Source organism: Mycobacterium sp. shizuoka-1 (genome assembly GCF_002723835.1).
GTDB lineage: Bacteria > Actinomycetota > Actinomycetes > Mycobacteriales > Mycobacteriaceae > Mycobacterium.
Genome location: NZ_BEWG01000107.1, coordinates 17,916 through 43,290 on the forward strand (window position 1 = coordinate 17,916; position 25,375 = coordinate 43,290).

Below are 25,375 nucleotides of genomic sequence, written 5' to 3' on the forward strand. Positions count from 1 at the left end.
CGAACCAACAGGGCGCCACATTGTCGAAGGATTTAGACCGAGATGTCGCGCCGCAGCTTGGCGACGTGGCCGGTGGCCTTCACGTTGTACTGGGCCACCTCGATGTTGCCCTTCTCGTCGACCACGAAGGTCGACCGGATCACGCCTTGGACGGTCTTGCCGTACATCTTCTTCTCGCCGTAGGCGCCCCACTCGGTGAGCACCTTCTTGTCCGGGTCGGACAGCAGGGGGAACGTCAGCTGGTCGCGTTCGGTGAACTTGGCCAGCTTCTCCGGCTTGTCCGGGGAGATGCCGACGACGTCGATACCGGCGCCGTTGAGCTCGGCCAGGCTGTCACGGAAATCGCAGGCCTGCTTGGTGCAACCCGGGGTCATCGCGGCCGGGTAGAAGTAGACGATCACCTTGCGGCCCTTGAAGTCGGACAGCTTGACTGTCTTGCCCTCGGCGTCGGGCAGGCTGAACGCCGGCGCTTTGTCGCCGACGTCGAGGCGTGCGGTCTCGCTCACCTGGTTGACTCCTTCATCTCCCGGTGCATCGGGGTTGGCCCGGGTTGATCTAGGGTAGTTCGGCAGGGCGGCAGTTTGGAGGACGAAAGTGGCGGACCGGGATCCCGAGGTCATCAAGGCCGAGATCGACCAGGCGCGCGATCGGCTGGCGTTGACAGTGGACTCGCTGGCCGAGCGGGCCAACCCCCAGCGCCTCGCCGACGACGTCAAGGCCGCACTGGTGCGCTTCGTGAAGAGGCCGCCGGTGGCCGCCGCGCTGGCCGGGGTCAGCGTGGTGACGGTGGTGCTGGTGGTCCGCCGAATCCGCAACGGCTAGCTGCGGGTGCGCCGGATCCGGCGCCACAGCCGAAGCGGCAGCAAGCCGATCAGCGGCGGCGCAACCAGTCGCCGAACGAGCGCCGAAAGCCCGGGGGATTGGCGACCATGCCGATCCGGCTGCAGCTTTGCACGTGCATCGGGACCGCCGGGGGGCAGGCTTGCGGAGCTACCTCGCCCGTGGGGTGGGCAACAAGGTCATCCGGCGCCATGCGGCTAAGTCCTCACTTCATCTTGGACATTGCGTCCGAGGTCAGCTGGTGGTCAGTTCAGCTAACGGCGACTATAACACCGCCTTTCGCATCGTTGCAGCACAATGGGGTGAATCCGTCGCGGTGACCGCCGTCCGGTTATCTCTCCGTTGGCATATCTGCTGGTCAGTCAGTCGTCTAGACGGGTTGTCCAGGCGTTTCGCAGCGACGCATCTCACGTCGGCTTGCCGCGGCTGCTGCCGCGGCCCGGGCAACCTTGCGGCAAGGGCTCGCTGGTTGCGATCAGGCGAATACGACGCCCGGGTTGAGGATGCCGGCCGGGTCGAAGCTGTCCTTGATCCGTCGCATCAACGCCAGCTTGGCCGGGTCCTCGAGCTCGCAGAAATATTCCGCCTTGGCCCGCCCGACGCCGTGCTCGCCGGAGATCGCGCCGCCCAGTGACATGGCAAAAGCGAAGATCTCGGTCAGCAGCTTCTTGCGCAGCTGTGGGTCCTTGCAGAAGAGCACGCCGTGCACGTTGCCGTCCCCGGCGTGCCCGCACCCGCTCATGCCGACGCCCTCGGCCAGGGCGATGTCTCGGGCCCGTCGCAAGAATTCCGGCATACAGGCTCTGGGTACCACCACGTCGATGATGTCGTCGGCGCCGATGGCTTTGGCGGTCCAGAATACGTTCTCGCGCGCCACGATCAGCTTGCGGGCCGAATTGCCTTGCAGCACATAGGCGTCCAATGCGCCCCAGTCGCTGAGCATGGCGCCCAGCTCCGCAGCGTCCTCGTCGAGGCGATCGGTGTGGTTGTTCTCCAGCGCCACCACGAGGTAGGCGGCAGACCTCTCCCGGATCGCTTCGGGGATGCCCAGTTCCAGATTCTCGGCGTTGACGATCGCGGCCATCACGACGTTGTCGATGTACTCGACGATGGTCGGGTTCAGCCCGCTGGAAATGAGCTTGGGCACCGCGGACATGACCTGGTCGAAATCGCCGAACGGGGCCAGCACGGTGGCGCTGTGGGCCGGCCGCGGGACCAGCTTGACGGTCACCTCGGTCGCCAGGGCCAGCGTCCCCTCCGAACCGATGATCAGCTGGGTGAGGTCGTAGCCGGTGGAGATCTTCGACATCTTGCCGCCGGTGCGGATGATCTCGCCGGTCGGCAGGGCCGCCTGCAAGCCGAGCACGTTGTGGCGGGTGACGCCGTACTTCACCGCCCGCATCCCGCCGGCGTTGGTCCCGACGTTGCCGCCGACGCTGGACGAGAGTTCACCCGGGTACACGGTGTAACTCAGTCCCACCTTGGCGGTCTGGGCGTCCAGTTCGGTGAGCGTCACGCCGGGCTGAACCACGGCGACGTGGTTGTCGGTGTCGATCTCGAGGACGGCGTTCATCCGCTCGAATGAGATCAGCAGGCCGCCGGCCACCGGTTGAGCCGCACCCGACAGCCCACAGCCCGAGCCCCGGGCGGTCACCGGCACCCGGAGTTCGGTGGCGGCCTTGAGCAATGCGGCGACCTCCTCGGCGGTGGCCGGCTTGGCGAGGAAGGCGGGACGTTGCGGCGGGATGGTCAGCGCCTCGTCGTGGCCGTAGTCCTCGGAGATGGCGTCGCCGGTCAGCAGGTGGGCCGTGCCGACGATCTCCGAAAAGCGCGCCGCCACATCGGCCATCGCTGCCTCCTTCTCCGCCGGCAGCGTATCTCGCCGCCTGATTCCGGAGACCGGTTGCGCGAGTTCGGGGCCCAAAGTCCCTTACCGCGACGGCGGTGGGGCCGTGAAGATGAAAGCCATGAGTGATGAGGCAGTCGAAGTCGTGTCGTGGAATCCCGACGACCACACCGATTTGCCCGGCTTTGCGCACGGGCTCAGCCGGTACGGCGGTCACTGGTTCGACGTCGGTGTATCGATCGTGCCGGGGGAGGCCGACGCGCTCGAGGCGCTGGACAAGGTGTTCGCCAAGCTCAAGGAGATCGTGCTCGCCGAGGCGCCGAGTATCCAGTACTTCAGCGTCGACGTGCGGGTGGCGTCCGGGACGCCGGTGCCACACCCCCGCTGACCCCCGTCCGGTGGCCGGGGATCGTCACACCAACGCGCGCAATGTTTTCGGCGCGCACCAGTGGTGCGTTGAAATAAGGCCGGTGCCATCGCCCCCTGAAACGGCAAAGAGCCCCGGATGAACCGGGGCTCTTATGCTGTGCGCCGTCAGGGTTTCGAACCCCGGACCCGCTGATTAAGAGTCAGCTGCTCTACCAACTGAGCTAACGGCGCGTGAACCGCGTGAGCGACAATAACAAACACCACTGCCGAACATGAAATTCCGCTGGTGGCCGGTCCCCGCGGCGCTGACCTGTACGGTCGCCACCAGCGGCGAAGTTCCCTTAGACTATTGCCAATCACACCCAGCGTTTGCACAGCTAGCGAGACAGAGAGCGATATGTGGCAGGTCGGTTCGACCCAACGTACGCGGTCGCGGCGAAGCCGGCTGGCCGCGCTCGCGATCGTTCCGATGCTGCTGATCGGGCTCAGCGCGTGCAGCAGCGGTGAACCGGCGCCCGCCCCGGTCAAGGTCATCGCCGACAAGGGCACACCCTACGGAGACCTGCTGGTGCCGGAATTGACCGCCTCGGTCAAGGACGGCGCGGTCGACGTCCCCCTCGACCGGCCGGTCACGGTCAGCGCCACCGGCGGCGTGCTGGGCCCGGTGACGATGGTCAACGAGGCGGGCAAGCAGGTCGCGGGCAAGCTCAGCCCCGACGGCGTCACCTGGTCGACCAGCGAGCCGCTGGGCTACAACAAGAGCTACACGCTCAGTGCCCAGTCCCTGGGCCTGGGCGGGGTGACCACCGAGCAGCTGACCTTCGAGACACAGTCACCGGAAAACCTGACGATGCCGTACCTGCTGCCGGGTGACGGTGAGGTGGTCGGGGTCGGGCAGCCGATCGCGGTGCGCTTCGACGAGAACATCCCCAACCGGCTCGCCGCCGAGCGCGCGATCAAGGTGACCACCAACCCGCCCGTCGAGGGCGCCTTCTACTGGCTGAACAATCGTGAGGTCCGTTGGCGCCCGCAGAACTACTGGAAGCCCGGCACCACCGTCGACGTCGCGGTCAACACCTACGGTGTCGATCTCGGTGACGGCCTGTTCGGGCAGCAGAACCTGACGTCGCGTTTCACCATCGGCGACGAGGTGATCGCGACCGCCGACGACAGCACCAAGACGTTGACCATCCGGCGCAACGGCGAGGTCATCAAGACCATGCCGATCTCGATGGGCAAGAACAGCACGCCCACCAACAACGGCGTCTACATCATCGGCGACCGGTTGTCGCACATGATCATGGACTCGTCCACGTACGGGGTTCCGTCCAACTCGCCCAACGGGTATCGCACCGAGGTTGACTGGGCCACCCAGATGTCCTACAGCGGCATCTATGTCCACTCGGCGCCGTGGTCAGTGGGCGCGCAGGGGTACTCGAACGTCAGCCACGGCTGCCTCAACGCCAGCCCGAGCAACGCGAAGTGGTTCTACGACAACACCAAACGCGGGGACATCGTCGAGGTGCGCGGTACCGTCGGCTCGGTTCTGCCCGGCACCGACGGACTGGGCGACTGGAACATTCCGTGGTCGCAGTGGAAAGCCGGCAACGCCAACGACTAGTGCTCAGGCCGACCGCTTGGTGGCCGCGTTCAAACCGGTCGCAGCGGAGGCGCTGCGAGCCCTGACCTCGGCGGCCGACGGCAGACCTTCGCGCTCCCAGCGCTCGCACTCGCGCCGCACGGCGCCCAACTCTTCGATCAGCGAGTCGTGCACGTCGGCCAGCGTGAATCCTTGTCGGGCCTCGGCGGTGGTCCGGTAGGCCGAGGCCATCACGCTGGCCAGCGCTTGGCGCACACCGAGGACGATCAGCATGGCCGGGTGTGACGCCGGCGGGAAATCCGCCGTGGCAGAGCACTCCCAGATGTCCCAGGCTTGTTCGCAGTAATTCAGCGGCTCGTCGGCGTCGATGGCGTCGAGGGCCGCGATGAACGCGCGCAGCCTGTCCACCCAGATGCCCGGACGAAGCGATCCGTCGGAGTCTGCCACTACCCGAACACTCATGGTCTTGCGTCCCTTCGCCATCGCGTCCCCCCGGACGACGAGTCCTTGTGCTGCGGAATTCCGCGGCATACGACCCTGTACCCGCCGGGCCGCATTTTGAACCACCAAAGTTTGCTGACCCCGCAGTGAGGTCCGTTACACCAGGTGCGCTGGTTGGTCGAAGGTTCGCACGAAGGAGAGCACCCGCGGCGACAGGTGTGGCGGCATCCATGGCTTGTGTGTGGACCCGGGGGCGGCGTTCAGCGCGTCGAGCCCCTTTTTACCTCCGAATCGGGCGACGAGTTCGCGCACTGCGACGACATCCCGGGTGACGTCCGGGTACAGGATGGCGTCCAGCCGCTGTTGTGCGGAATCCAGCACGGGCCCAACCGCTTTGACCATCTCCAGAACACTGGCATCCTCGGAGGGTGTGACCGGCCGGCCCGGCCGCAACCACGTCCCCGCCGTGGACATCGCAGCGTGCGCCAGGAAGTTGCGATCCATTCGGACATCCACCTCCGGCGCGCCGTGCCGGCGTGCGGTGAGGTGGTAGCGCAGCACGTCGGTGTCGCCGCGCTGCAGAGGTTCGTGCAGTGCGGACAGCCAGCGGTAGCTGTCCGACGTCTGCGCCAGCTCGTCGAACAGTGCCTCGACGGTCCGGGCGGGCGCACTATCGCGGCCGAAGGTGCGCCTCGCGGCCGCCACCGACTGCTCGCGGTGGGCGCGAATCGCCCCGGTGACCGACAACACCGCCGACCGAAGTGTGTCCGTGCGCTCGGCCATGACCTGTTCGTCGAATGTGGACCCTCGGCTGGCCTGTAGATCCAGCACGATACCGAGCACCACATCCGACAGGACGTCGCTCTCATCGGCGATGTGGCGCAACGACTCTCGGCCCAGCATCGTGCGCAGCCGGTCGTAGGCCTCCCGATAACGCCGGTTCTCGGTGTCGGTGAGCGCGCACACCTTGTCGAACACGATCCCGCTGTCTGAAATCGGCGCCGCACCGGGCGTCTTGGTCGTCTGCAGGCTGGCCACCAGCGTGGCGCTGCGTGCGCTGACCTCATCTGCGGCCGGCGCGCCGTCGCACAACCACCGCGTCGACTCCCGCCGCGGGGTGCCAAGGCACGCTTTGAGCGATCGGTTCACCGTCGCGACGGAGGCGCGCTGGCCGGCGTCAGCCGTGCGGTAAAAGTCGAGTGTCGACGCCGTCATGGCGTGTGCCACCGCCTGCAGACCGCCCAGGGCGACGAGCACCGCCGCGCTGCGTTCAGGCGGTGGATCCGCGGCGACGGCACTCTGCCAGATCTCCCAGGCGTCCGCGCAGAAGTCGAACGGATCGTCGGCGTCGATCGCGTCCATCGCCAGGATGAACGCGTCCAGCCTGTCCACCCATAGGTCAAGCCCCACCTGATCGCTATCCATACTGCAGCCCTCCCCAGCTAAGCTCTGCGAGCCATTACTCGACGGTAACTCAGCGCTGTTAAATTATCGCGCATAGTCGGATAACAAAACGTGATCACCATGGTTTTCCGCACTCGACGGGCGGGATCAGCACCGCGACCGTGCGGAAGAACGCCGAAATCGGTGGGGCGGATCCGGTTAATTGCAATAGGTGCCGGTCACGGCGCTGCTGCCAGCGCACTGACGGGGTGGAGCCCGGCGCGACCAGATTCACGGGTCCGCGGTGGCAAACCTCAACGCGGTGTGAATTCCGCGGGATCCTGCGGATGGGATTTGCTGTCGTCGCCGGCGCGCGCCAGGTGGGACCGCTTGTGCCCTCGCATCATCTCTGCAGCGTGTGCCGGTTGGTCAGCCTGTCGACGGTGATGGTCTCGCGGTCGTGTCGCGGGCTGCCCGGCGACGTCCGCCCGCCGGGAGTCCCGTTCTGCCTTCGTCCGCCCGATTCCGGCCAGCGAACGCGGAAATGAGGACCCGGCCAGACCCGGTCGTGGGGTTGCTAGGTTCGCACCGCTGCGAGGGACTTCCAGTGGAAACGGCCTTTCGTGATGAAAGGACAGTTAACTGGGCTGGACATGTGATTTATTTGAATTCGGTGATATTTCTTAGGAAATGCGTAGATGGGCTTTGCATATAGTGCGCACCGCTTTAATTTCCATAAGGAATGAAATTGGTGCCCGGACGGTCGCGGTGACGGGTCGCCCGGCAACGGTGGAGCCGTGCGCCGGGAAGGCGGCTGCGCCGAGAACCCTGACCCTGGTCGGTAGCTGCCGCGGTCACGCTTGGAAGCGGCCTGTCGGTCGTTGAAAGGGCCCGAGGCGTCGGTTGCGCTCCGCCTGAGGGGGATGCGGCCTGCTGATCGCGGATTCCGGTGCGCAGGTGAGTGAAGGCAAAAAAATCAGGGGCCCTTTCGGGCCCCTGACATCGGGTGGCTGACGGGACTCGAACCCGCGACAGCCAGGATCACAACCTGGTGCTCTACCAACTGAACTACAGCCACCATCGCTGGATACCGTCGTGAGGACGGCAGCAGCGTCGTCGATACTAGCCGTTGTCTGCCGCTTCAGCCGAATCCGCAGCGTCGGGCCGGTCGATCTGCGCGGCCGCGGCAGCGATCTCGCTGGTAGACGGCCCCGGCAGCGGGACGAACGCGGTGCTTCGGTAGTACTTCAGCTCGCGGATCGATTCCTTGATGTCGGCCAGCGCCCGGTGTGCGAGGCCCTTCTCGGGCTGGCCGTAGTAGATCCGCGGATACCAGCGCCGGCACAGCTCCTTGATCGAGCTGACGTCGATCATCCGGTAGTGCAGATAGGAATCAAGCGTCGGCATGTCGCGTGCGATGAAGCCGCGGTCGGTGGCGATCGAATTCCCGGCCAGCGGCGCGGTCTTGGCCTGCTTTACATGGCTGCGGATGTAGTCCATCACCAGTTCCTCGGCGGCCGGCACGTCGATGGTCGACGCGCGCACCTCCTGGGTGAGTCCGGACCGGCTGTGCATCTGGGCGACCACCTCGATCATGCCGTCCAGCGCTTCGTCACCGGCGTGGATCACGACGTCGATACCCTCGCCCAGGACGTTGAGCTCGGCGTCGGTCACCAGAGCGGCAATCTCGATCAGCTTGTCGGTCCGCAGGTCCAGCCCGGTCATCTCGCAGTCGATCCACACCAATTCATCGCGCACAGCGCTCAACAGTAAGCCCAGCGGGCCAAGTAATGTGCTATCGGCCATCACCCGAGCGACAACGGAGGTCCGCTCATGACGAGCGAATCGACAGCGACTCCTGCCGAGCAGATCGCGGCCGGCTACGCCACCACGGGGCAGGCACTCAACCTCGGTTCGGTCGTCGTCGACGGTGTCGTCGACCCCGCCGCACAGGTCACCATCCCGCTGGCGATGATGAACCGGCACGGCCTGGTGGCCGGAGCCACCGGCACCGGCAAGACCAAGACCCTCCAGGTGATCGCCGAACAACTGTCCGCCGCCGGGGTGCCGGTGATGATGGCCGACGTCAAAGGCGATCTGTCCGGCCTGTCCCGGCCGGGGGAGCCCAGCGAACGCACCCTGGCGCGCGCCAAGGACACCGGAGACGACGGCTGGACCGGTGCGCCGTTCCCCGTCGAGTTCCTGTCGCTGGGCACCGGCGGTATCGGGGTCCCGGTGCGCGCCACGATCTCGGCATTCGGCCCGATCTTGTTGTCGAAAGTCTTGGGGCTCAACGCTACTCAGGAATCCACCCTCGGGCTGATCTTCCACTGGGCCGACCAGCAGGGTTTGCCGCTGCTGGACCTGAAGGACCTGCGCTCGGTGATCACCTACCTGACCAGTGATGAGGGCAAGGAGACGCTGAAGACCATCGGCGGGGTGTCTCCGCAGACTGCCGGCGTCATCCTGCGGGCGCTGGTCAACCTCGAGGCCGATGGCGGCGGCACGTTCTTCGGGGAGCCCGAACTCGATCCGGCCGATCTGCTGCGGGTCGACGCGCAGGGCCGCGGGGTGATCACCCTGCTCGAGCTCGGCGATCAGGCCGCCCGCCCGGTGATGTTCTCGACGTTCCTGATGTGGGTGCTGGCCGATCTGTTCACCTACCTGCCCGAGGTCGGCGACATCGACAAGCCCAAGCTGGTGTTCTTCTTCGACGAGGCCCATCTGCTGTTCGCCGACGCGTCCAAGGCCTTCCTGCAGCAGGTCGAGCAGACCGTCAAACTCATCCGCTCCAAGGGTGTGGGTGTCTTCTTCTGCACCCAGTTGCCCACCGATGTGCCCAACAACGTGCTGTCCCAGCTGGGTGCGCGCGTTCAGCACGCGTTGCGCGCATTCACTCCGGACGATCAGAAGGCCCTGTCGCGGACGGTGCGCACCTATCCCAAGACCCAGTTCTACGACCTGGAAACCGATTTGACCTCGCTGGGCATCGGCGAAGCCATCGTCACGGTGCTTTCGGAGCGCGGCGCGCCGACGCCGGTGGCGTGGACCCGGATGCGCCCGCCGCAGTCGTTGATGGACACCATCGGACCCGACTACATCAAGGCCGTGGCACAGTCCAGTCCGCTGTTTCTCAAGTACGGACAGACCGTTGACCGCGAGTCCGCCTACGAGATGCTGGCCGCGAAGTTGGCACCGCCGCCGGTGGAACCGGTCGATCTGCCGCCGCTGTTGCCGACCGGTATCGACCTGCCGCCGATGCCCAAGCCGCAGAAGGCCGAGCCGGGCGTGCTGGATCAGGTGATGAACAGCCCGGCCTTCAAGAGCGCGATGCGGTCGGCGGGCACGGTGATCGGCCGGGAGATCACCCGCAGCATCTTCGGGACGGGTCGCCGGAGGCGTTAGTTCGCGGACGCCGAGATCGACGTTTTGGCGGCATCTACTCGCACTTCTGCTGCGGAATGGCGGTTTGGGCGAGAAGGCGCCGGAGGCGTTAGTCGCCGCCGAGTTTGCGGTAGACCGCGCCGACGATCGGCGTGACGATCGCGCGCGGGGCGTAGCCGGAGGCCACCGACATGGCCTTGGACGTCAGCCCCGGCACCACCCGCATCTTGTTGTGGTCCAGCCCATCCAGCGAGATCCGCGCCGTGTATTCGGTGTTGATCCACAAGAAGTCGGGGATCAACCGCTCCACCAGCGACTGCTCGGCAGGATCGGGCAGCTCGGTGCGCACCGGTCCCGGCGCCAGCAGCGTGACGTGCACGCCGGAATCTTTCAGCTCCCCGCGCAGCGACTCGCTGAAGGTGTTGGCGAAGGCCTTGCTCGCGGCATAGGTGGCGTTGTTCGGGATCGGCGAGTTCCCGGCGGCCGACCCCGAGATCAGGATCCCGCCGGCCTTGCGGGCCAGCATCCCTGGCAGCACCGCCAGCACCAGGTCGTGCACCCCGAGCACGTTGAGCTGAACCTGCGCCCGCTCGGCGGCCGGATCCAGCTTCGCCACCGGCCCGAACGTGGCCGTGCCGGCGTTGGCGCACAGGATCGAGATGTCGCGGCCGGCCAGCTCGTCGGCCAGTGCGGTCCGCGCCTGCGGGTCGGCGAGATCCACCGGCCGTACTTCGACGGTGACGCCGTACCGCTCGGTGAGCCGTGCGGCCAGCGTGTGCAGCACGTCGGCGCGGCGCGCGGTGACGATCAGGTGGTGGCCGCGCGCGGCGAGTTCGGTGGCCAGCGCCTCGCCGATGCCCTGAGAGGCACCGGTGACGACGGCTCGGCTGTCCGGGGCGGGTGCGGGTACAGGCATGGGGCCATCGTAGGGTGACCCGCATGAGCAGGCCCCCGTCGGTTGCCCCGACCGCCGGCCGGTCGAAGGTGGTCGCCTGGGCGTTGTGGGACTGCGGTTCCACCGGCATGAACGCCATCGTCGCGACATTCGTCTTCTCGGTGTACCTGACCAGCACGGTCGGCCAGGACCTGCCCGGTGATACCTCCCCGGCCAGCTGGCTGGGCCGGGCGCTGGCCATCGCCGGTCTGACCGTCGCGGTGCTGGCCCCGCTCACCGGTGTCCTGGTCCAGGCCCCGCATCGGCGCCGCGCCGCGCTGACGATTCTGAGCGCGCTCGCGGTGGTGTCCACCACGGCGATGAGCCTCATCCGGGCCGACCCGGCGTACTTCGCCGCGGGCCTGGTGCTGCTGGCGTTCACCGCCGCGTGCGGTGACCTGGCCAGCGTTCCGTACAACGCGATGCTGCGGCAGCTGACCACGCCGCAGAATTCCGGGCGTATCTCGGGTCTGGGTGCGGCGGCCGGCTACTTCGGCAGCGTCGCGCTGTTGATGGTGCTCTACGTCGCGTTCATCGCCGGGTCCGGCCCGAACCGCGGTCTGCTGGGCGTCCCGGTGGCCGACGGTCAGAATGTGCGCGCTGCGATGCTGATGACGGCCGCGTGGTTCGTCGTGCTCGCGTTGCCGCTGCTGATCACCGCCCACACGCTGGCCCCGGCCGGCGACCCGGAGTCGCAGGCGGTCGGCCTGCTGGGCGGCTATCGACGGCTCTGGAACGACCTGCGGGGGGAGTGGCGGCGCGACCGCAACCTGGTCTACTACCTGATCGTCAGCGCGATTTTCCGGGACGGCATCGCCGGGGTGTTCGCGTTCGGGGCCGTCCTCGGGGTCAGCGTCTACGGGATCTCGCAGGCCGACGTGCTGATCTTCGGGGTGATCGCCAGCACCATGGCCGCCCTCGGCGCGGTACTGGGTGGCCACGTCGACGACCGGATCGGCGGCAAGCCGGTGATCGTGGTGTCGCTGGCCGCGATGATCGCGGTCGGGGTGACGCTGCTGTCGCTGTCCGGGCCGGGGGTGTTCTGGGTCTGCGGGCTCTTGCTGGCCCTGTGCGTCGGCCCGATCACGACCTCGGCGCGCACCGTGCTGTTGCGGATGGCCAGTGACGGCAAGGAGGCCGTGGCCTTCGGGCTGTACACCACCACCGGTCGGGCGGCGTCGTTCCTGGCGCCGTGGCTGTTCTTCGTGTTCGTGGATGCCTTCCACGCCGACCGCGCCGGTCTGGCCGGGCTGTGCGTGGTGCTGGCGGTCGGTCTGCTGGGGATGCTGGCTGTGAAGGTTCCGCACCACCGGCCGTAGCGCGTCGCGGTCAGCCGGCTCCGGTGCAGATCGTCAGTCCGCGCCCGGTGCGCTCCCGCACCTGTACGCCGTTGACCGACACGTCGCAGGTCACGTCGCGCCCGACGTTGACGACCGCGACGCTGGCCGAGGTGCGCGCGGGGGCAGGCAGGCTGACCTCCTTGCTCCACGGCAGCATCACGTTGAACTCGGTCTGCATCACCCCGCCGGTGTCCACGTAGGTGATGTTGATGGCCCGGCCGTCACCGGTGACGTTGTAGACGACGGTGTCGGTGCCGGTCGGGCTGGTGGTGCCGCCACCGGGCACCGTGGGCGTGCCCGGGGTGGTGGTCGGCAGCGGCGACAGCGTCCTCGTCGGTATCGACGTGGTGGCCCGCGGCGCGGTCGTGGTCTCCGACAGCGGCGGCAGCGGTGCGACGACCGTCGTCTCCCTGGCCGAACTGCTCACGATCACGAGTGCGATCACCAGTCCCACCACCAGCAGTACCGCGGCACCGGCAGCGATCCACAGCCACTTGGGCGATTTGGGCGGGCCCGGCGGCGGCTGCGGCGGCTCGCTGGGCGGATAGCCTCCGCCCTGGTGCCAGTAGGACGGCAGCTGCTCGGTGGGTTGCATCGGCGACCCGTAGCCGGGCGCACCGTAGCCGGGTCCGGAATACTGACCGGAGTAGGCGGGATCGGTGCTGGGCGGATAGCCGCTCGCGGCCGACTGCGTCGGGTCAGACCACTCCGGTCGACGCGGATCGTTCATTCCCACCTCATGGTTGCCCAGGCTACCTGCGCGTGGCAGCCCCCGTCGTTGCCCTGTAGCTCAGCAACGTGTTTACCACTGGTGAGCGACGTGGAACGTGTTACCGGGTAACTGGTCGCCCTGACGACCGGAGAATGTGAGGTGGCGTGGAACAGGACGTGCGCGCGACGTACGGGGCATCGCTGTCGCCGGACGCGACGGCGTTCGCCCACATCGTCGACGACGGGGGATATCCGCGCGCCGTCCAGCGGTTCCTGCGCGGCTGGCGGGCCAGTTCGTCGCGCGACGTCGAGTTGCCCGTGCAGGGGCCGGTGACCAGGGTCATCCACTCCGCCGACGGGCACTGGCTGGCCTGTCAGGTGGCCCCGGAGGGCAGCACCCGCAGCCAGATCTGGGTGGTCACCACCGACCCCGACGATCGGATGGCCCGCCGGATCGACGGGATGGGCTCGGCGGGGATGGATGGGACGGCGGAACTGATCGCGTGGGACGGCGCCCGGGTCTGCGCGATCCTGACCGGTGAGGACGGGATCGGGCAATCCAGTCTGATCGACCCGGCCGACGGTACCGTGACGGTCCTGGATCGCCGCACCGGCGGACGGCTGGTTGACGCGTGGGCGGGTTCGGCGCTGATCCGGGTGGGCCCCCGCGGCTACCGGGAACTGATCATGCTGACCGGATCCACCGAAATCGCGCTGCTGCCTTCCGATCCCGGTTCGTGCACCGACATGGGTGTGATCCTCGACGACCACCATCCGCGGCGGCTGCGATCGGGGCCGGACGGTGAGGACACCACGCTGTATCACCCGGCCTACACCTACGGTCCAGACCTCGCCGACGGTTATGTGCGCGCGCTGATCCGTAGCGACAACGGTGCTGCGCACAGCCGCCTGCTCGAGGTGACCGTCACCCCCGACGGCGTGGCGTACCACGTGGTTGCCGAGCGTCCCGGTCACGATCTCGACGAATTCGTGGTCAGTGACGATCTGTCGACCGTCGCACTTCTGTGGAACATCAACGGCTGCAGCGAATTACAGATCCTCGAATACGCCGACAACACGCTGTCGGAGCCCATCGCGCTACCCAACCTGGTGGCCGGCGAATTGTCGATCAGCGCCGGCGGATCCATGGTCGCGATGACGCTGCAGGGGCCCGACCTGCCGCGAACAGTCGAGTTGGTGGACCCCCGGTCGCGGGAGTGGGAACGCATCGACCGCAAACCCAGCATCGGTCCGGTCTCCGGCCGCCCCCGTTTGCACACCCTCGCCGCGCGTGACGGTCGTTCGCTGTCCGGGTGGCTCTATTGCCCGCCGCCGGGTGTCGAACAGGCCGGCACGATGATCTACCTGCACGGCGGGCCGGAAGGCCAGGCGCGTCCCTCGCACAGCGAGATCTTCCCGGGATTGCTCGAGGAGGGGATTGCGGTATTCGCCCCGAACGTGCGCGGGTCGGGCGGTCAGGGCCGCGAGTTCGTCCACGCCGACGACAAGGAAAAGCGCTTCGCCGCGATCGACGACGTCGCCGACTGCGCCCGCTATCTGGCCTCCCATGGTCTGGCCGATGCGGGCAGAATCGCCTGCGCCGGTTGGTCTTACGGCGGGTATCTGACCATGGCCGCGTTGACGTTCCACCCCGATCTGTTCGTGGCCGGGGTCAGCATCTGCGGCATGAGCGACCTGAACACCTTCTTCCGCAACACCGAGCCATGGATCGCGGCGGCGTCCTATCCCGAATACGGCCATCCGATCGCCGATCGCGATCTGTTGGCGGCCTTGTCGCCACTGCAGCGAGTCGACAAGCTGACGGCGCCGCTGCTGGTGGTGCACGGCGGCACGGACACCAATGTGCCGGTCAGCGAATCCGAGCAGATCGTCGAGGCGTTGCGCGCCCGTGGCCGGGCCGTGCGCTATCTGCTCTTCGAGGACGACGGGCACGAGATCGTCAAGCGCGAGAACCATGCCGCGCTGGCCAGGGCGGTGGCCGATTGGCTGGCCGCAGCTTTTGACGGTCGTGATGTTTAGGAAAATTTCGGGCGGGTAAAACCTTGTGCGCCAAGTGCTGCGGACGAACGAGGAGGATCCACCATGCGAGGCCGCGGAATCCTGGGCGTGATTGTGATCGTATGGCTGGTGATTGGAGTCTTCGCTACCTGGCAGCGCGGATATTTCTCCAACAGCCAAGCCAACTGCGCCACGGCTGGGTCGATCGCCCTGACGGTGGTGGCCGGCCCGTTGAACTATGCGGGAGTCAATCCCGTAGTCGCAAGCTGCAACCTGCCGCAGCCCAGCCAGTAACGACGAAAACTGTTCGGCACGTGATTATCTGGAGGAAGCAATGATCGTTCTCGGAGCAATCCTGCTCATCCTTGGGTTCGTCCTGAAGATTCAGATCCTGTGGACCATCGGCATCATCCTGCTGGTGGTCGGCGCGGTTCTGTGGCTGTTGGGCAGCATCGGGCGTCCGGTCGCCGGCCGGCGCTACTGGTATTGACCGACAGCGGACCGGGTGTGATGGTCGGCGGACGACAGGGCCGCCATCGTCATAGCCCGTAGGACGTCGCGTGAACGCCCCTGGTCGGCCTCCTTGGCCGCCAGGGGCTTCATGCTGTGTGGGGTCGAGTTGAGCAGACCGAACACCGCGTGGGCCATCAGCCGGGCGTCGGCCTCCGCAAGATCGGGATGCACCTCGCGTTGCACGGTGACCCAGATTTCGACGTAGCTGCGCTGGGCCCGCCTGACCTGCCGTTGCGCCGAGGCCGGCAGATGTGCAAGGTCGCGGTCCTGGATGCGGATCAGATCCGACTCGCCCAGGGCGAAGTCGAGGTGGAATTCGATCAGCCCGGTCAGCGCCGCGACCGGGTCGTCCGCTTCGGCGACGACGCTGCGCGCGCCGGCCAGCAGCCGGGTGCTGATTCCGACCAGAAGTTCGACCAGGAGCGCTTCCTTGTTGGGGAAGTGCCGGTAGATCGCGGGGCCGCTGACGCCGGCCGCAGCCCCGATGTCCTCGAGCCGGACAGCCGCAAAGCCCTTCTCCGCCATGAGCCGTTCTGCAGCCGACAACAGGGCAGATCGGCGATCCGACTTCTGCCTGCTGCGGCGGGTGGGCGTCTCGATGGGGGTCTCCGGCGGCATGTCTTTACGTTTCGGTTAATCTTCACTAACCTTACACGAGTTAGTCGTCATTAACTCAATTTGCGACGGGACAGAGACTGATGACAGCAGCGGCCGCCAACCGTGAGGCGCACCTGCAGCTCGTCGAGCAGTTGCGCGGCAAGCTGGCCGCGGCGGCGCTCGGCGGGTCGCAGCGCGCGCGGGCCCGACATGTCGAGCGCGGCAAGCTGTTACCGCGTGACCGGGTGGACGGCCTGCTGGATCCCGGCAGCGCCTTGCTCGAGGTCGCACCGCTGGCCGCCGACGGGATGTACGACGACGAATGCCCGGCCGCCGGCATCATCACCGGAATCGGCCGGGTCTCCGGACGCGAATGCATGATCGTGGCCAACGACGCGACGGTCAAGGGCGGCACCTATTACCCGGTGACGGTCAAGAAGCACCTGCGCGCCCAGGAGATAGCGCTGCAGAACCGGCTGCCGTGCCTGTACCTGGTCGACTCGGGCGGTGCATTCCTGCCCCGCCAGGACGAGGTGTTCCCCGACCGCGACCACTTCGGCCGCATCTTCTTCAACCAGGCCACGATGAGCGCGGCCGGCATCCCGCAGATCGCCGCCGTGCTCGGCTCGTGCACGGCCGGCGGCGCCTACGTTCCCGCGATGAGCGACGAGGCGGTGATCGTGCGCAATCAGGGCACCATCTTCCTGGGCGGCCCACCGCTGGTGAAGGCCGCCACCGGCGAGGTGGTGACGGCCGAAGAACTCGGCGGCGGCGATCTGCACTCCAAGACCTCCGGCGTGACCGACCACCTCGCCCACGACGACCGCGACGCCCTGCGCATCGTTCGCCGCATCGTGGCCACGCTGGGTCCGCGCGAGCCGCGGCCGTGGGACGTGCGACCCGAGGTCGCTCCGATCGCCGACCAGCACGAGCTCTACGACGTGGTCCCGGTCGACGCCCGAGTGCCTTACGACGTGCATGAGGTGATCACCCGCATCGTCGACGGCGGCGAATTCAGCGAATTCAAAGCCGAATACGGCACCACTCTGGTCACCGGATTCGCGCATATCCACGGTCATCCGGTCGGCATCGTCGCCAACAACGGCGTGCTGTTCGGCGAATCAGCGCTCAAGGGAGCACATTTCATCGAACTGTGCGACAAGCGGATGGTGCCACTGCTTTTTCTGCAGAACATCACCGGCTTCATGGTCGGCCGTGACTACGAGGCCGGCGGTATCGCCAAGCACGGTGCCAAGATGGTGACGGCCGTGGCGTGCGCCCGGGTGCCCAAGCTGACCGTGGTCATCGGCGGCTCCTATGGTGCCGGCAACTACTCCATGTGCGGACGGGCCTATTCGCCGCGGTTTCTGTGGATGTGGCCCAACGCCCGGATCTCGGTGATGGGCGGTGAACAGGCGGCGTCGGTGCTGGCTACCGTGCGCGGCGACATGACCCCCGAGGAGTCGGAGGCCTTCAAGGCGCCGATCCGCGCTCAATACGAACACCAGGGCAATCCGTATTACTCGACCGCACGGCTGTGGGACGACGGCGTCATCGATCCGGCTGATACCAGAACCGTTCTGGGACTGGCACTGTCGGTAACCGCCAACGCTCCCGTCGAGGCCGTGTCCTACGGCGTCTTCAGGATGTGACGATGTTTACCAGTGTCCTAGTCGCCAACCGGGGTGAGATCGCGGTTCGCGTCATCCGCACGTGCAAGGCGATGGGCATCCACACAGTCGCCGTCTACAGTGACGCCGACGCCGGTGCCCGCCATGTCGTCGAGGCGGACGTCGCGGTGCGGATCGGGCCGCCGCCGGCACGGCAGAGCTACCTGGACATCGACGCGGTGGTGGCCGCGGCCGTGCGCACCGGCGCGCAGGCCGTCCATCCCGGTTACGGCTTCCTCTCCGAGAACTCGGATTTCGCCGCGGCTCTAGAACGCGCCGGGGTGGCGTTCATCGGGCCGCCGTCGGGCGCGATCCGCACGATGGGCGACAAGATCGCCGCCAAGGCCGCGGTGTCGGCCTTCGGGGTGCCGGTGGTGCCGGGCATCGCCCGGCCCGGACTGACCGACGCCGAACTGATCGAGGCGGCCGACGGCATCGGCTTCCCGATCCTGGTCAAGCCCTCCGCCGGGGGTGGTGGTAAAGGTATGCGGCGCGTCGACGACGCCGGTGAGCTGCCGGCGGCGCTGGCCGCCGCTCGGCGCGAGTCGGCTGCCGCGTTCGGCGACGACACGTTGTTCCTCGAGCGATTCGTCCTGCGGCCCAGGCACATCGAGGTTCAGGTGCTCGCCGACACCACCGGAACCGTACTGCACTTCGGCGAACGCGAATGCAGTCTGCAACGCCGCCACCAGAAGGTCATCGAGGAGGCACCCTCGCCGCTGCTGGACGCCCACACGCGCGCGCGGATCGGCGCCGCGGCCTGCGACACCGCCCGTAGCGTCGACTACATCGGCGCGGGCACCGTGGAGTTCATCGTCTCGGCCGATCACCCCGACGAGTTCTTCTTCATGGAGATGAACACCCGGCTGCAGGTCGAGCATCCGGTGACCGAGCTGGTCACCGGGTACGACCTCGTCGAGTGGCAGGTACGCATCGCGGCGGGGGAGAAGCTGCCCGTCGCCCAGGACGACATCACGATGACCGGGCATGCGATCGAAGCCCGGGTGTACGCCGAGGATCCCGCCGCCGGCTTCCTCCCGACCGGCGGGCCGGTGCTGGCCCTGCGGGAGCCCTCGGGCGTGGGGATCCGGGTGGACTCCGGTCTAGCCCAGGGGATGACGGTCGGCAGCGACTACGACCCGATGCTGTCGAAGGTGATCGCGCACGGCGACACCCGCGCGGCCGCGCTGCGCACCCTCGACCGTGCGCTCTCGCAGACCGCGGTGCTGGGGGTCGGCACCAACGTCGAGTTCCTGCGTTTCCTGCTGGCCGACGACGACGTGGCGGCGGGCCGGCTCGACACCGGCCTGATCGACCGGACCTCGTTCGCCGGGCGGCCGGTCGACGACGACGCATTCATCGCCGCCGCGGCCTATCGCTGGCTACAGCGCTGGCCGGTGGAGCCGGCGGACCTGTGGGATGTGCCGTCCGGCTGGCGAATCGGGGCGCCCGCGCCGACGAGCATTCGGTTGCGCAGCGGCGAGCGAACCGATCACGTCCACATCACCGGTACACCCGATCACGCGGTTGTCCGCATCGAGGACGGCGAACCTCGTTCGCTGTCAGCCCAGTTGGCCGGTGATGGCCTCTCCGTGACGATCGACGGACTGCGCGGCACCTATACGGTGGCCACCGACGTACACCAGATCTGGCTGGCCGGTGAAGGCCGTACGGTGGCGCTGGAGGAGGTCCGTGAGGCACCCGTGCGGCCTGGCGACGAGCTTGGTGGCGACGCCGAACTGGTCAGTCCGATGCCCGGATCGGTTGTGGCGGTGGGCGTGTCCGACGGTGACGAGGTCACTGCCGGCACCGTGGTGGTCGCCGTCGAGGCGATGAAGATGGAGCATTCACTGACCGCGCCCGTCGACGGTGTGGTCACACTGCATGTCGCCGTGGGCGACCAGGTCAAGGTGGGGCAGCTGCTGGCGAAGGTCACCGCGGCTCATGAACAGAAAGCACAATAATGACCGACTTCCTTTCCACGGGAACGCTTCCCGACGAGTACCAGCAGCTCGCCCACACGGTGCGTGACTTCGCCCGCTCGGTCGTCGCACCGGTGGCGGCGCAGCACGATGCCGAGCATTCCTTCCCCTACGAGGTCGTCGCCGGGATGGCGGAGATGGGTCTGTTCGGCCTGCCGTTCCCGGAGGAGTACGGCGGCATGGGCGGCGACTATTTCGCCCTGTGTCTGGCGCTGGAGGAACTCGGCAAGGTCGACCAGAGTGTGGCGATCACGCTGGAGGCCGGGGTGTCGTTGGGCGCGATGCCGGTCTACCGCTTCGGTAACGAGGCGCAGAAGCAGGAATGGCTGCCGCAGCTCACCAGCGGGCAGGCACTCGGCGCGTTCGGCCTGACCGAGGCCGGCGGTGGCACCGACGCCGGCGCCACCAAGACCACCGCCCGACTCGACGACGGGCACTGGGTCATCAACGGCTCCAAGCAGTTCATCACCAACTCCGGCACCGACATCACCCGGCTGGTCACGGTCACCGCGGTCACCGGCGGCTCCGGGGACAACCGGGAGATCTCGTCGATCCTGGTGCCGGTGCCGACGCCCGGCTTCACCGCCGAACCGGCCTACGACAAGGTCGGCTGGAACGCGTCGGACACCCACCCGCTGACCTTCGACGACGTGCGGGTTCCGGCCGAGAACCTGCTCGGCGAACGGGGCCGCGGTTACGCCAACTTCCTGCGGATCCTCGACGAGGGCCGGATCGCGATCGCGGCGCTCTCGGTCGGCGCAGCGCAGGGTTGTGTCGACGAGAGCGCGAAATACGCCGCCGAGCGTGCCGCGTTCGGTCAGCCGATCGGCAAGTACCAGGCGATCGAGTTCAAGATCGCCCGCATGGAGGCCCGCGCGCACGCGGCACGCACCGCCTACTACGACGCGGCGGCGTTGATGCTGGCCGGCAAGCCGTTCAAGAAGGAGGCGGCGATCGCGAAGATGGTGGCCAGCGAGGCGGCCATGGACAACGCCCGTGACGCTACGCAGATCCACGGCGGGTACGGTTTCATGAACGAATACGCCGTGGCCCGCCACTACCGGGACAGCAAGATCCTCGAAATCGGGGAAGGGACAACAGAAGTGCAGCTGATGATCATCGCCCGGCAGATGGGGCTGTAGGTGAGCGATCCTACCGAGGAGAAGGTCGTCGTCCAGCGCGGCCTGTGGTTCGAGGAATTCGAGATCGGGGTGCGGTACGTGCACGCGCCCGGCCGCACCATCACCGAGGCCGACAACGTCTTCTTCACCACGCTGACGATGAACACCCAGGCATTGCATCTGGATGCGGCATTCTCCGATGCGTTGCCGCCGTTCCATCAGCGGTTGGTCAACTCCATGTTCACGTTGTCCACATTGGTGGGTCTGTCTGTCACGCAGCTGACCCAGGGCACCATCGTCGGCAACCTCGGCTTCTCCGACATCGCATTCCCCAAGCCGTTGTTCCACGGCGACACGATGTATGCCGAGACCGTCGTCACCGACAAGCGGGAATCTCGGAGCCGGCCCGGGGAGGGCATCGTCACGTTCGCCCACACCGCGCGTAACCAGCACGGTGAGGTGGTGGCGACCGCCACCCGCAAGACGATGGTGCGAAAGAGGCCGGCCTGATGGCACTCGACAATCCGGGGCCGGCTTGGCTGTTCTGCCCCGCCGACCGCCCGGAGCGATTCGAAAAGGCTGCCGCTGCAGCCGATGTCGTGATCTTGGATCTCGAGGACGGGGTGGCGGCCAAGGACCGCGGCGCCGCCCGCGAGGCGTTGGTGGCAACCCAGCTCGACCCCGGGCGCACCGTGGTGCGAATAAACCCGGCGACCACCGCCGATCATCGGCTCGACCTCGAGGCGCTGGCCCGCACGCCGTACACCACGGTGATGCTGGCCAAGACCGAATCGGGTGCGCAAGTGGCCGCCCTGGCTCCGTTGGATGTCGTCGTCCTGATCGAGACCCCGCTGGGTGCGCTCCACGTCGTGGAGTCGAGCCGGGCCGACAACACGCTGGCCGTCATGTGGGGAGCCGAGGACCTGTTCGCCGTTCTCGGCGGCACCGCCAACCGGCACCCCGACGGCTCCTACCGCGACGTCGCGGTGCACGTCCGCTCGCAGAGCTTGCTGGCCGCCAAGGCATACGGGCGGCTCGCGCTGGATTCGGTGTACCTCGACATCAAGGATCTCGACGGTCTGCGGGCCGAGGCCGACGATGCGGTCGCGGTCGGTTTCGACGCCAAAGTGGCGATCCATCCTAGTCAGATCGCGGCGATAAGGGAGGCCTACCTTCCTAGCCCTGAACAGGTAGGTTGGGCGCGACACGTCCTCGAGGCGGCCCGCGATGAACGCGGTGTCTTCCAATTCGAGGGCATAATGGTGGATGCACCGGTGCTTCGGCGAGCAGAGCGCATCGTCCAGCTAGCGCCCGACCCCGGCCGCTAGCTGGAGCCTGCCACAACAGGTTTGCTCCGACCGCCTCTGCACCGGCAGAGGAGGCGGTTATGGATCAACCGGTTCAACTCGTCGCGCAGGATGGAACCGCGACTGCGGAATCGCGCTATCGTCGCGACTTGCCGCCGGAAACTCTCGCCTGGCTGTACGAGAATCTCGTCGTCACCCGCGATCTCGACGTCGAATTCGTCAACTTGCAGCGTCAGGGTGAGCTCGCGCTCTACGCATCGTGCCGTGGCCAGGAGGCCGCCCAGGTCGGTGCGGCGGCCTGTCTGCGTAAGACCGACTGGTTGTTTCCTCAGTTCCGTGAGCTTGGCGTGTTCCTGGTGCGCGGTATCGCTCCCACGCAACTGGCCGCCGTGTGGCGCGGCGCCTGGCACGGTGGCCTGGATTTCACCGCGAAGTGCTGCGCACCGATCGCGATCCCCATCGCCACCAATGCACTCCACGCGGTGGGCGCGGCGATGGCAGCCCAACGGCTGGGCGAGGATTCGCTCACGGTGGCCTTCCTCGGTGACGGGGCCACCAGTGAAGGCGACTCGCACGAGGCGATGAACCTGGCGGCCGTCGAGAAGGCGCCGTGCATCTTCTACATCCAGAACAACCAGTGGGCGATCTCGGTGCCGGCCAGCCGCCAATATGCCGGGCCCACCATCGCGCACCGGGCGGCCGGGTACGGAATGCCGGGAATCCGAGTGGACGGCAACGACATCCTGGCCTGCTACGCGGTGATGGTCGAAGCGGCCGAGCGGGCCCGCGGTGGTGGCGGGCCGACCCTGATCGAAGCGGTCACCTACCGGATGGAACCGCACACCACCTCCGACGACGCCACCCGGTACCGCACGACCGGCGAACTCGCCGAATGGTCTGCCCGCGACCCGATCTCGCGCTACCGCACCTATTTGCAGCGCACCGGGACGCTTACCGAGCGGCTCGAGGCGCGGGTGCAGGCACGCTCGGCGCGGCTGCGCGCCGAGCTGCGCGACGGGGTGGTCGGTGCGCCCGACGTCGATGTCGACGAGGTGTTCGACCACGTGTACGCCGAGATCACCCCGGTGCTGGCCGCCCAGCGCGCCCAACTGCGCGCCGAATTGGCATAGGAGGCATGAGATGACGCAGATCATCGACCGACCCCCGACGCGCGGCGACGGGACGGGTGAGCCGGGCCGGCCCGTCCTGACCGAGCTGCCCCACGTCACCGCGCTGACCATGGCGCAGGCGATCAACCGTGCGTTGCACGACGCGATGGCCGGCGACGAGCGCGTCTTGGTGTTCGGCGAAGACGTCGCGACCTTGGGGGGCGTCTTCCGGATCACCGAGGGCTTGGCCGAAACGTTCGGTGAGCAACGCTGCTTCGACACCCCGCTGGCCGAATCGGCGATCATCGGGATCGCGGTGGGCCTGGCCATCCGCGGTTTCGTGCCGGTTCCGGAGATCCAGTTCGACGGGTTCTCCTATCCCGCGTTCGACCAGATAGTCAGCCACCTCGCCAAGTATCGGATGCGGACCCGTGGTCAGGTCGACATGCCGGTCACGGTCCGAATCCCGTCGTTCGGCGGCATCGGCGCGGTCGAGCACCATTCGGAGTCCACCGAGTCCTATTGGGTGCACACTGCCGGGCTGAAAGTCGTTGTGCCCTCGACCCCGTCGGACGCCTACTGGCTGCTGAGGCATGCGATCGCCGGCCGGGATCCGGTGATCTACCTCGAACCCAAGCGCCGCTACTGGGGGCGCGAGGTGGTCGACCTGGCGGTACCCGCCCCGCCGATCGGCACGGCGGCGATCCGCCGCGCAGGTGCGGACGTCACGGTCTTGACCTACGGCGGGCTGGTCGGCACCGCATTGCACGCGGCCGAGATCGCCGACTGCAGCCTGGAAGTCGTCGACCTTCGATCGCTGAGCCCGCTGGACTTCGACACCGTTGCGGCGTCGGTCGCCAAGACCGGTCGCGCGGTGGTGCTGCATGAAGGCCCGCGGACGCTGGGGTTCGGCGCTGAGTTGGCGGCGCGGATCTCCGAAGAACTGTTCTACGACCTCGAGGCGCCGGTGCAGCGGGCCACCGGCTTCGACACACCGTATCCGCCGGCCCGGCTGGAGAAACTGTGGCTGCCCGGGGTGGACCGCCTGCTGGACTGCGTCGCGAGAACGATGCAACGGCCATGAGCGACTTCCTGGTTCCGGATCTCGGTGAGGGGCTGCAGGACGCCACGATCACCAGCTGGGCCGTCAGCGTCGGCGATGTCGTCGAACTCAACCAGACCTTGTGCACGGTCGAGACCAACAAGGCCGAGGTGGAGATCCCGAGCCCCTATGTCGGGCGGGTCGTCGAACTAGGCGGTGCGGAGGGGGAGACGCTCGCGGTGGGCACGCTGCTGGTGCGCATCGAAACCGAGGCGCGATCGCCGGTTCTGGTCGGCTACGGCGTCGACGACGGATTGGACCGCAGCAGAAGAGCACGCGCCGCGCCCAAGGTTCGCAAGCTCGCGGCCGATCTCGCGGTGGATCTTCAGGGGCTGCAGCGCGGTTCGGGCGCCGACGGCATCATCACCCGCGACGACGTGCTGGCCGCGGCGGGTACGTCGGAGCCGGCAGCGCCACCGCGGACGGTCCCCGTGCGCGGTGTCCAAGCCCGCATGGCTACCCAGATGTCGTTGTCGCGCAGCCAGATCCCCGACGCACACGCCAGTGTCCAGGTCGATGGCACCGCGCTGCTGCGGCTTCGGGACACGCTGGACGTGGCGCCCTTCGTGCTGACGTTGCGGATGTTGGTGATTGCTTTGGGCCGGCACCCGATGCTCAACGCCACCTGGATGGAATCCGGAGCCGAACCAGAGATCCGGCTTCATCCCGACGTCCGCCTCGGTATCGCGGTGGCTACCGAGCGCGGCCTGCTGGTTCCGGTCGTCGACGCCCGCGGGTGTTCCACCAGGCGACTTGCCGCGGCCGTCGACGATGTTGTGCAGCGGGCCCGGGCGGGCACGCTGACGCCCGCGCAGTTGGGCGGTTCGACGTTCACGGTGTCGAACTTCGGCGCGCTCGGTCTTGACGACGGCGTCCCGGTGATCAACCACCCGGAGGCCGCGATCCTCGGCATGGGCTCGTTGAAGCCGCGCGCCGTGGTGGTCGACGACACCGTGGTTGCCCGTCCGACAATGACGTTGACGTGCGCCTTCGACCATCGCATCGCCGACGGTGCCCAGGTGGCGGCTTTCCTGACCGATCTGCGTGGGCTGATCGAGTCGCCGGAGACCGCGCTGCTGGACCTCTAGTTGAGCGATTTGGGCGCGG

General features: G+C 67.4%; 24 protein-coding genes and 2 tRNA genes. 16 read left to right on the forward strand and 10 right to left on the reverse strand.

Features of this window, described 5'->3' with window-relative positions:
- Window positions 1-32 precede the first annotated feature (32 nt).
- On the reverse strand, window positions 33-506 hold the full coding sequence (gene bcp / locus MSZK_RS26885) for a thioredoxin-dependent thiol peroxidase (protein ID WP_099251595.1): 474 nt from the start codon (window positions 504-506) through the stop codon (window positions 33-35).
- An 88-nt stretch (window positions 507-594) separates the two neighbouring features.
- On the opposite strand from bcp, the gene MSZK_RS26890 reads away from it, so the two are divergent.
- Window positions 595-822 (forward strand): DUF3618 domain-containing protein, encoded by a 228-nt coding sequence (locus MSZK_RS26890; RefSeq protein ID WP_099251596.1) that lies wholly within the window; start codon window positions 595-597, stop codon window positions 820-822.
- Window positions 823-1,315: 493 nt separating this feature from the next.
- Here the strand turns inward: MSZK_RS26890 and MSZK_RS26895 are convergent, their stop codons facing one another.
- A complete protein-coding gene (locus tag MSZK_RS26895; protein ID WP_099251597.1) occupies window positions 1,316-2,689 on the reverse strand; it encodes an FAD-binding oxidoreductase in 1,374 nt (457 codons plus the stop codon).
- A 118-nt stretch (window positions 2,690-2,807) separates the two neighbouring features.
- Between MSZK_RS26895 and MSZK_RS26900 the strand changes: the two genes are divergently transcribed.
- Window positions 2,808-3,074, forward strand: coding sequence for a hypothetical protein (locus MSZK_RS26900; RefSeq protein WP_142390012.1), 267 nt, complete (start codon window positions 2,808-2,810; stop codon window positions 3,072-3,074).
- Window positions 3,075-3,213: 139 nt separating this feature from the next.
- Here the strand turns inward: MSZK_RS26900 and MSZK_RS26905 are convergent.
- Window positions 3,214-3,286, reverse strand: a tRNA-Lys gene (locus MSZK_RS26905).
- A 166-nt stretch (window positions 3,287-3,452) separates the two neighbouring features.
- On the opposite strand from MSZK_RS26905, the gene MSZK_RS26910 reads away from it, so the two are divergent.
- The gene (locus MSZK_RS26910) at window positions 3,453-4,676 is read left to right on the forward strand and encodes an Ig-like domain-containing protein (RefSeq protein WP_099251599.1); all 1,224 of its coding nucleotides are present in this window, start codon (window positions 3,453-3,455) and stop codon (window positions 4,674-4,676) included.
- A gap of 3 nt (window positions 4,677-4,679) precedes the next feature.
- Here MSZK_RS26910 and MSZK_RS26915 read toward each other — a convergent pair whose 3' ends face one another.
- The 4 genes from MSZK_RS26915 to orn all read right to left on the reverse strand — a co-directional run bounded on the left by MSZK_RS26915 (window position 4,680) and on the right by orn (window position 8,237).
- Window positions 4,680-5,117 carry a hypothetical protein gene (locus MSZK_RS26915; RefSeq protein WP_142390013.1) on the reverse strand — a complete coding sequence of 146 codons (438 nt, stop codon included), beginning with the start codon at window positions 5,115-5,117 and terminating at the stop codon, window positions 4,680-4,682.
- 135 nt (window positions 5,118-5,252) lie between these two features.
- Window positions 5,253-6,521: a hypothetical protein gene (locus MSZK_RS26920; RefSeq protein WP_142390014.1), complete on the reverse strand. Its 1,269-nt coding sequence runs from the start codon at window positions 6,519-6,521 to the stop codon at window positions 5,253-5,255.
- Window positions 6,522-7,484: 963 nt separating this feature from the next.
- A tRNA-His gene (locus MSZK_RS26925) sits at window positions 7,485-7,557 on the reverse strand.
- A 44-nt stretch (window positions 7,558-7,601) separates the two neighbouring features.
- Window positions 7,602-8,237: an oligoribonuclease gene (orn, locus tag MSZK_RS26930; RefSeq protein ID WP_199203511.1), complete on the reverse strand. Its 636-nt coding sequence runs from the start codon at window positions 8,235-8,237 to the stop codon at window positions 7,602-7,604.
- Between the two features lie 75 nt (window positions 8,238-8,312).
- Between orn and MSZK_RS26935 the strand changes: the two genes are divergently transcribed.
- Window positions 8,313-9,884, forward strand: coding sequence for a helicase HerA-like domain-containing protein (locus tag MSZK_RS26935; RefSeq protein WP_099251603.1), 1,572 nt, complete (start codon window positions 8,313-8,315; stop codon window positions 9,882-9,884).
- An 88-nt stretch (window positions 9,885-9,972) separates the two neighbouring features.
- Here the strand turns inward: MSZK_RS26935 and cmrA are convergent, their stop codons facing one another.
- Window positions 9,973-10,779: a mycolate reductase gene (gene cmrA / locus MSZK_RS26940; RefSeq protein ID WP_099251604.1), complete on the reverse strand. Its 807-nt coding sequence runs from the start codon at window positions 10,777-10,779 to the stop codon at window positions 9,973-9,975.
- A gap of 23 nt (window positions 10,780-10,802) precedes the next feature.
- Here cmrA and MSZK_RS26945 point away from each other — a divergent pair, with 23 nt between their 5' ends.
- On the forward strand, window positions 10,803-12,116 hold the full coding sequence (locus MSZK_RS26945) for an MFS transporter (protein ID WP_099251605.1): 1,314 nt from the start codon (window positions 10,803-10,805) through the stop codon (window positions 12,114-12,116).
- A gap of 10 nt (window positions 12,117-12,126) precedes the next feature.
- Here the strand turns inward: MSZK_RS26945 and MSZK_RS26950 are convergent, their stop codons facing one another.
- Window positions 12,127-12,867 (reverse strand): MmpS family transport accessory protein, encoded by a 741-nt coding sequence (locus MSZK_RS26950; protein WP_099251606.1) that lies wholly within the window; start codon window positions 12,865-12,867, stop codon window positions 12,127-12,129.
- 146 nt (window positions 12,868-13,013) lie between these two features.
- Between MSZK_RS26950 and MSZK_RS26955 the strand changes: the two genes are divergently transcribed.
- The 3 genes from MSZK_RS26955 to MSZK_RS26965 all read left to right on the forward strand — a co-directional run bounded on the left by MSZK_RS26955 (window position 13,014) and on the right by MSZK_RS26965 (window position 15,357).
- Window positions 13,014-14,888, forward strand: coding sequence for a S9 family peptidase (locus tag MSZK_RS26955; RefSeq protein WP_099251607.1), 1,875 nt, complete (start codon window positions 13,014-13,016; stop codon window positions 14,886-14,888).
- A 63-nt stretch (window positions 14,889-14,951) separates the two neighbouring features.
- Complete coding sequence (locus MSZK_RS33255) at window positions 14,952-15,161, forward strand: hypothetical protein (protein WP_099251608.1); 210 nt, start codon at window positions 14,952-14,954, stop codon at window positions 15,159-15,161.
- A gap of 40 nt (window positions 15,162-15,201) precedes the next feature.
- Window positions 15,202-15,357, forward strand: a complete 156-nt coding sequence (locus MSZK_RS26965) for a DUF6131 family protein (protein ID WP_099251609.1) — start codon at window positions 15,202-15,204, stop codon at window positions 15,355-15,357.
- Here MSZK_RS26965 and MSZK_RS26970 read toward each other — a convergent pair.
- Window positions 15,345-15,998: a TetR/AcrR family transcriptional regulator gene (locus tag MSZK_RS26970; protein WP_099251610.1), complete on the reverse strand. Its 654-nt coding sequence runs from the start codon at window positions 15,996-15,998 to the stop codon at window positions 15,345-15,347. The two genes, MSZK_RS26965 and MSZK_RS26970, sit on opposite strands and share 13 nt — an antisense overlap.
- A gap of 80 nt (window positions 15,999-16,078) precedes the next feature.
- Between MSZK_RS26970 and MSZK_RS26975 the strand changes: the two genes are divergently transcribed.
- From MSZK_RS26975 to MSZK_RS27010, 8 genes are read left to right on the forward strand one after another with little or no spacing between them, the layout of a single operon-like run.
- A complete protein-coding gene (locus tag MSZK_RS26975; RefSeq protein WP_099251611.1) occupies window positions 16,079-17,629 on the forward strand; it encodes a carboxyl transferase domain-containing protein in 1,551 nt (516 codons plus the stop codon).
- Between the two features lie 2 nt (window positions 17,630-17,631).
- On the forward strand, window positions 17,632-19,611 hold the full coding sequence (locus MSZK_RS26980) for a biotin carboxylase N-terminal domain-containing protein (RefSeq protein WP_099251612.1): 1,980 nt from the start codon (window positions 17,632-17,634) through the stop codon (window positions 19,609-19,611).
- Window positions 19,611-20,771 (forward strand): acyl-CoA dehydrogenase family protein, encoded by a 1,161-nt coding sequence (locus tag MSZK_RS26985; protein ID WP_099251613.1) that lies wholly within the window; start codon window positions 19,611-19,613, stop codon window positions 20,769-20,771. Before MSZK_RS26980 ends, MSZK_RS26985 begins: the two co-directional genes overlap by 1 nt.
- Entirely contained in the window at window positions 20,772-21,260 is a 489-nt protein-coding gene (locus MSZK_RS26990) for a MaoC family dehydratase (protein WP_099251614.1), read from the forward strand.
- A complete protein-coding gene (locus tag MSZK_RS26995) occupies window positions 21,260-22,078 on the forward strand; it encodes a CoA ester lyase (RefSeq protein ID WP_099251615.1) in 819 nt (272 codons plus the stop codon). The genes MSZK_RS26990 and MSZK_RS26995 overlap by 1 nt, the downstream gene beginning before the upstream one ends.
- Before the next feature lie 59 nt (window positions 22,079-22,137).
- On the forward strand, window positions 22,138-23,187 hold the full coding sequence (gene pdhA / locus MSZK_RS27000) for a pyruvate dehydrogenase (acetyl-transferring) E1 component subunit alpha (protein ID WP_099251616.1): 1,050 nt from the start codon (window positions 22,138-22,140) through the stop codon (window positions 23,185-23,187).
- Window positions 23,188-23,197: 10 nt separating this feature from the next.
- A complete protein-coding gene (locus MSZK_RS27005; protein WP_099251617.1) occupies window positions 23,198-24,250 on the forward strand; it encodes an alpha-ketoacid dehydrogenase subunit beta in 1,053 nt (350 codons plus the stop codon).
- Window positions 24,247-25,356: a dihydrolipoamide acetyltransferase family protein gene (locus tag MSZK_RS27010; protein WP_099251618.1), complete on the forward strand. Its 1,110-nt coding sequence runs from the start codon at window positions 24,247-24,249 to the stop codon at window positions 25,354-25,356. Before MSZK_RS27005 ends, MSZK_RS27010 begins: the two co-directional genes overlap by 4 nt.
- The last annotated feature ends 19 nt before the right edge of the window (window positions 25,357-25,375 follow it).

Coding starts and splice junctions, on each gene's coding strand:
- MSZK_RS26895 (WP_099251597.1), bottom strand. CDS start 2,689: ATGGCCGATGTGGCGGCGCGCTTTTCGGAGATCGTCGGCACGGCCCAC.
- MSZK_RS26900 (WP_142390012.1), top strand. CDS start 2,808: ATGAGTGATGAGGCAGTCGAAGTCGTGTCGTGGAATCCCGACGACCAC.
- MSZK_RS26910 (WP_099251599.1), top strand. CDS start 3,453: ATGTGGCAGGTCGGTTCGACCCAACGTACGCGGTCGCGGCGAAGCCGG.
- MSZK_RS26915 (WP_142390013.1), bottom strand. CDS start 5,117: ATGAGTGTTCGGGTAGTGGCAGACTCCGACGGATCGCTTCGTCCGGGC.
- MSZK_RS26920 (WP_142390014.1), bottom strand. CDS start 6,521: ATGGATAGCGATCAGGTGGGGCTTGACCTATGGGTGGACAGGCTGGAC.
- MSZK_RS26935 (WP_099251603.1), top strand. CDS start 8,313: ATGACGAGCGAATCGACAGCGACTCCTGCCGAGCAGATCGCGGCCGGC.
- cmrA (WP_099251604.1), bottom strand. CDS start 10,779: ATGCCTGTACCCGCACCCGCCCCGGACAGCCGAGCCGTCGTCACCGGT.
- MSZK_RS26945 (WP_099251605.1), top strand. CDS start 10,803: ATGAGCAGGCCCCCGTCGGTTGCCCCGACCGCCGGCCGGTCGAAGGTG.
- MSZK_RS26950 (WP_099251606.1), bottom strand. CDS start 12,867: ATGAACGATCCGCGTCGACCGGAGTGGTCTGACCCGACGCAGTCGGCC.
- MSZK_RS33255 (WP_099251608.1), top strand. CDS start 14,952: ATGCGAGGCCGCGGAATCCTGGGCGTGATTGTGATCGTATGGCTGGTG.
- MSZK_RS26965 (WP_099251609.1), top strand. CDS start 15,202: ATGATCGTTCTCGGAGCAATCCTGCTCATCCTTGGGTTCGTCCTGAAG.
- MSZK_RS26970 (WP_099251610.1), bottom strand. CDS start 15,998: ATGCCGCCGGAGACCCCCATCGAGACGCCCACCCGCCGCAGCAGGCAG.
- MSZK_RS26975 (WP_099251611.1), top strand. CDS start 16,079: ATGACAGCAGCGGCCGCCAACCGTGAGGCGCACCTGCAGCTCGTCGAG.
- MSZK_RS26980 (WP_099251612.1), top strand. CDS start 17,632: ATGTTTACCAGTGTCCTAGTCGCCAACCGGGGTGAGATCGCGGTTCGC.
- MSZK_RS26985 (WP_099251613.1), top strand. CDS start 19,611: ATGACCGACTTCCTTTCCACGGGAACGCTTCCCGACGAGTACCAGCAG.
- MSZK_RS26995 (WP_099251615.1), top strand. CDS start 21,260: ATGGCACTCGACAATCCGGGGCCGGCTTGGCTGTTCTGCCCCGCCGAC.
- pdhA (WP_099251616.1), top strand. CDS start 22,138: ATGGATCAACCGGTTCAACTCGTCGCGCAGGATGGAACCGCGACTGCG.
- MSZK_RS27005 (WP_099251617.1), top strand. CDS start 23,198: ATGACGCAGATCATCGACCGACCCCCGACGCGCGGCGACGGGACGGGT.
- MSZK_RS27010 (WP_099251618.1), top strand. CDS start 24,247: ATGAGCGACTTCCTGGTTCCGGATCTCGGTGAGGGGCTGCAGGACGCC.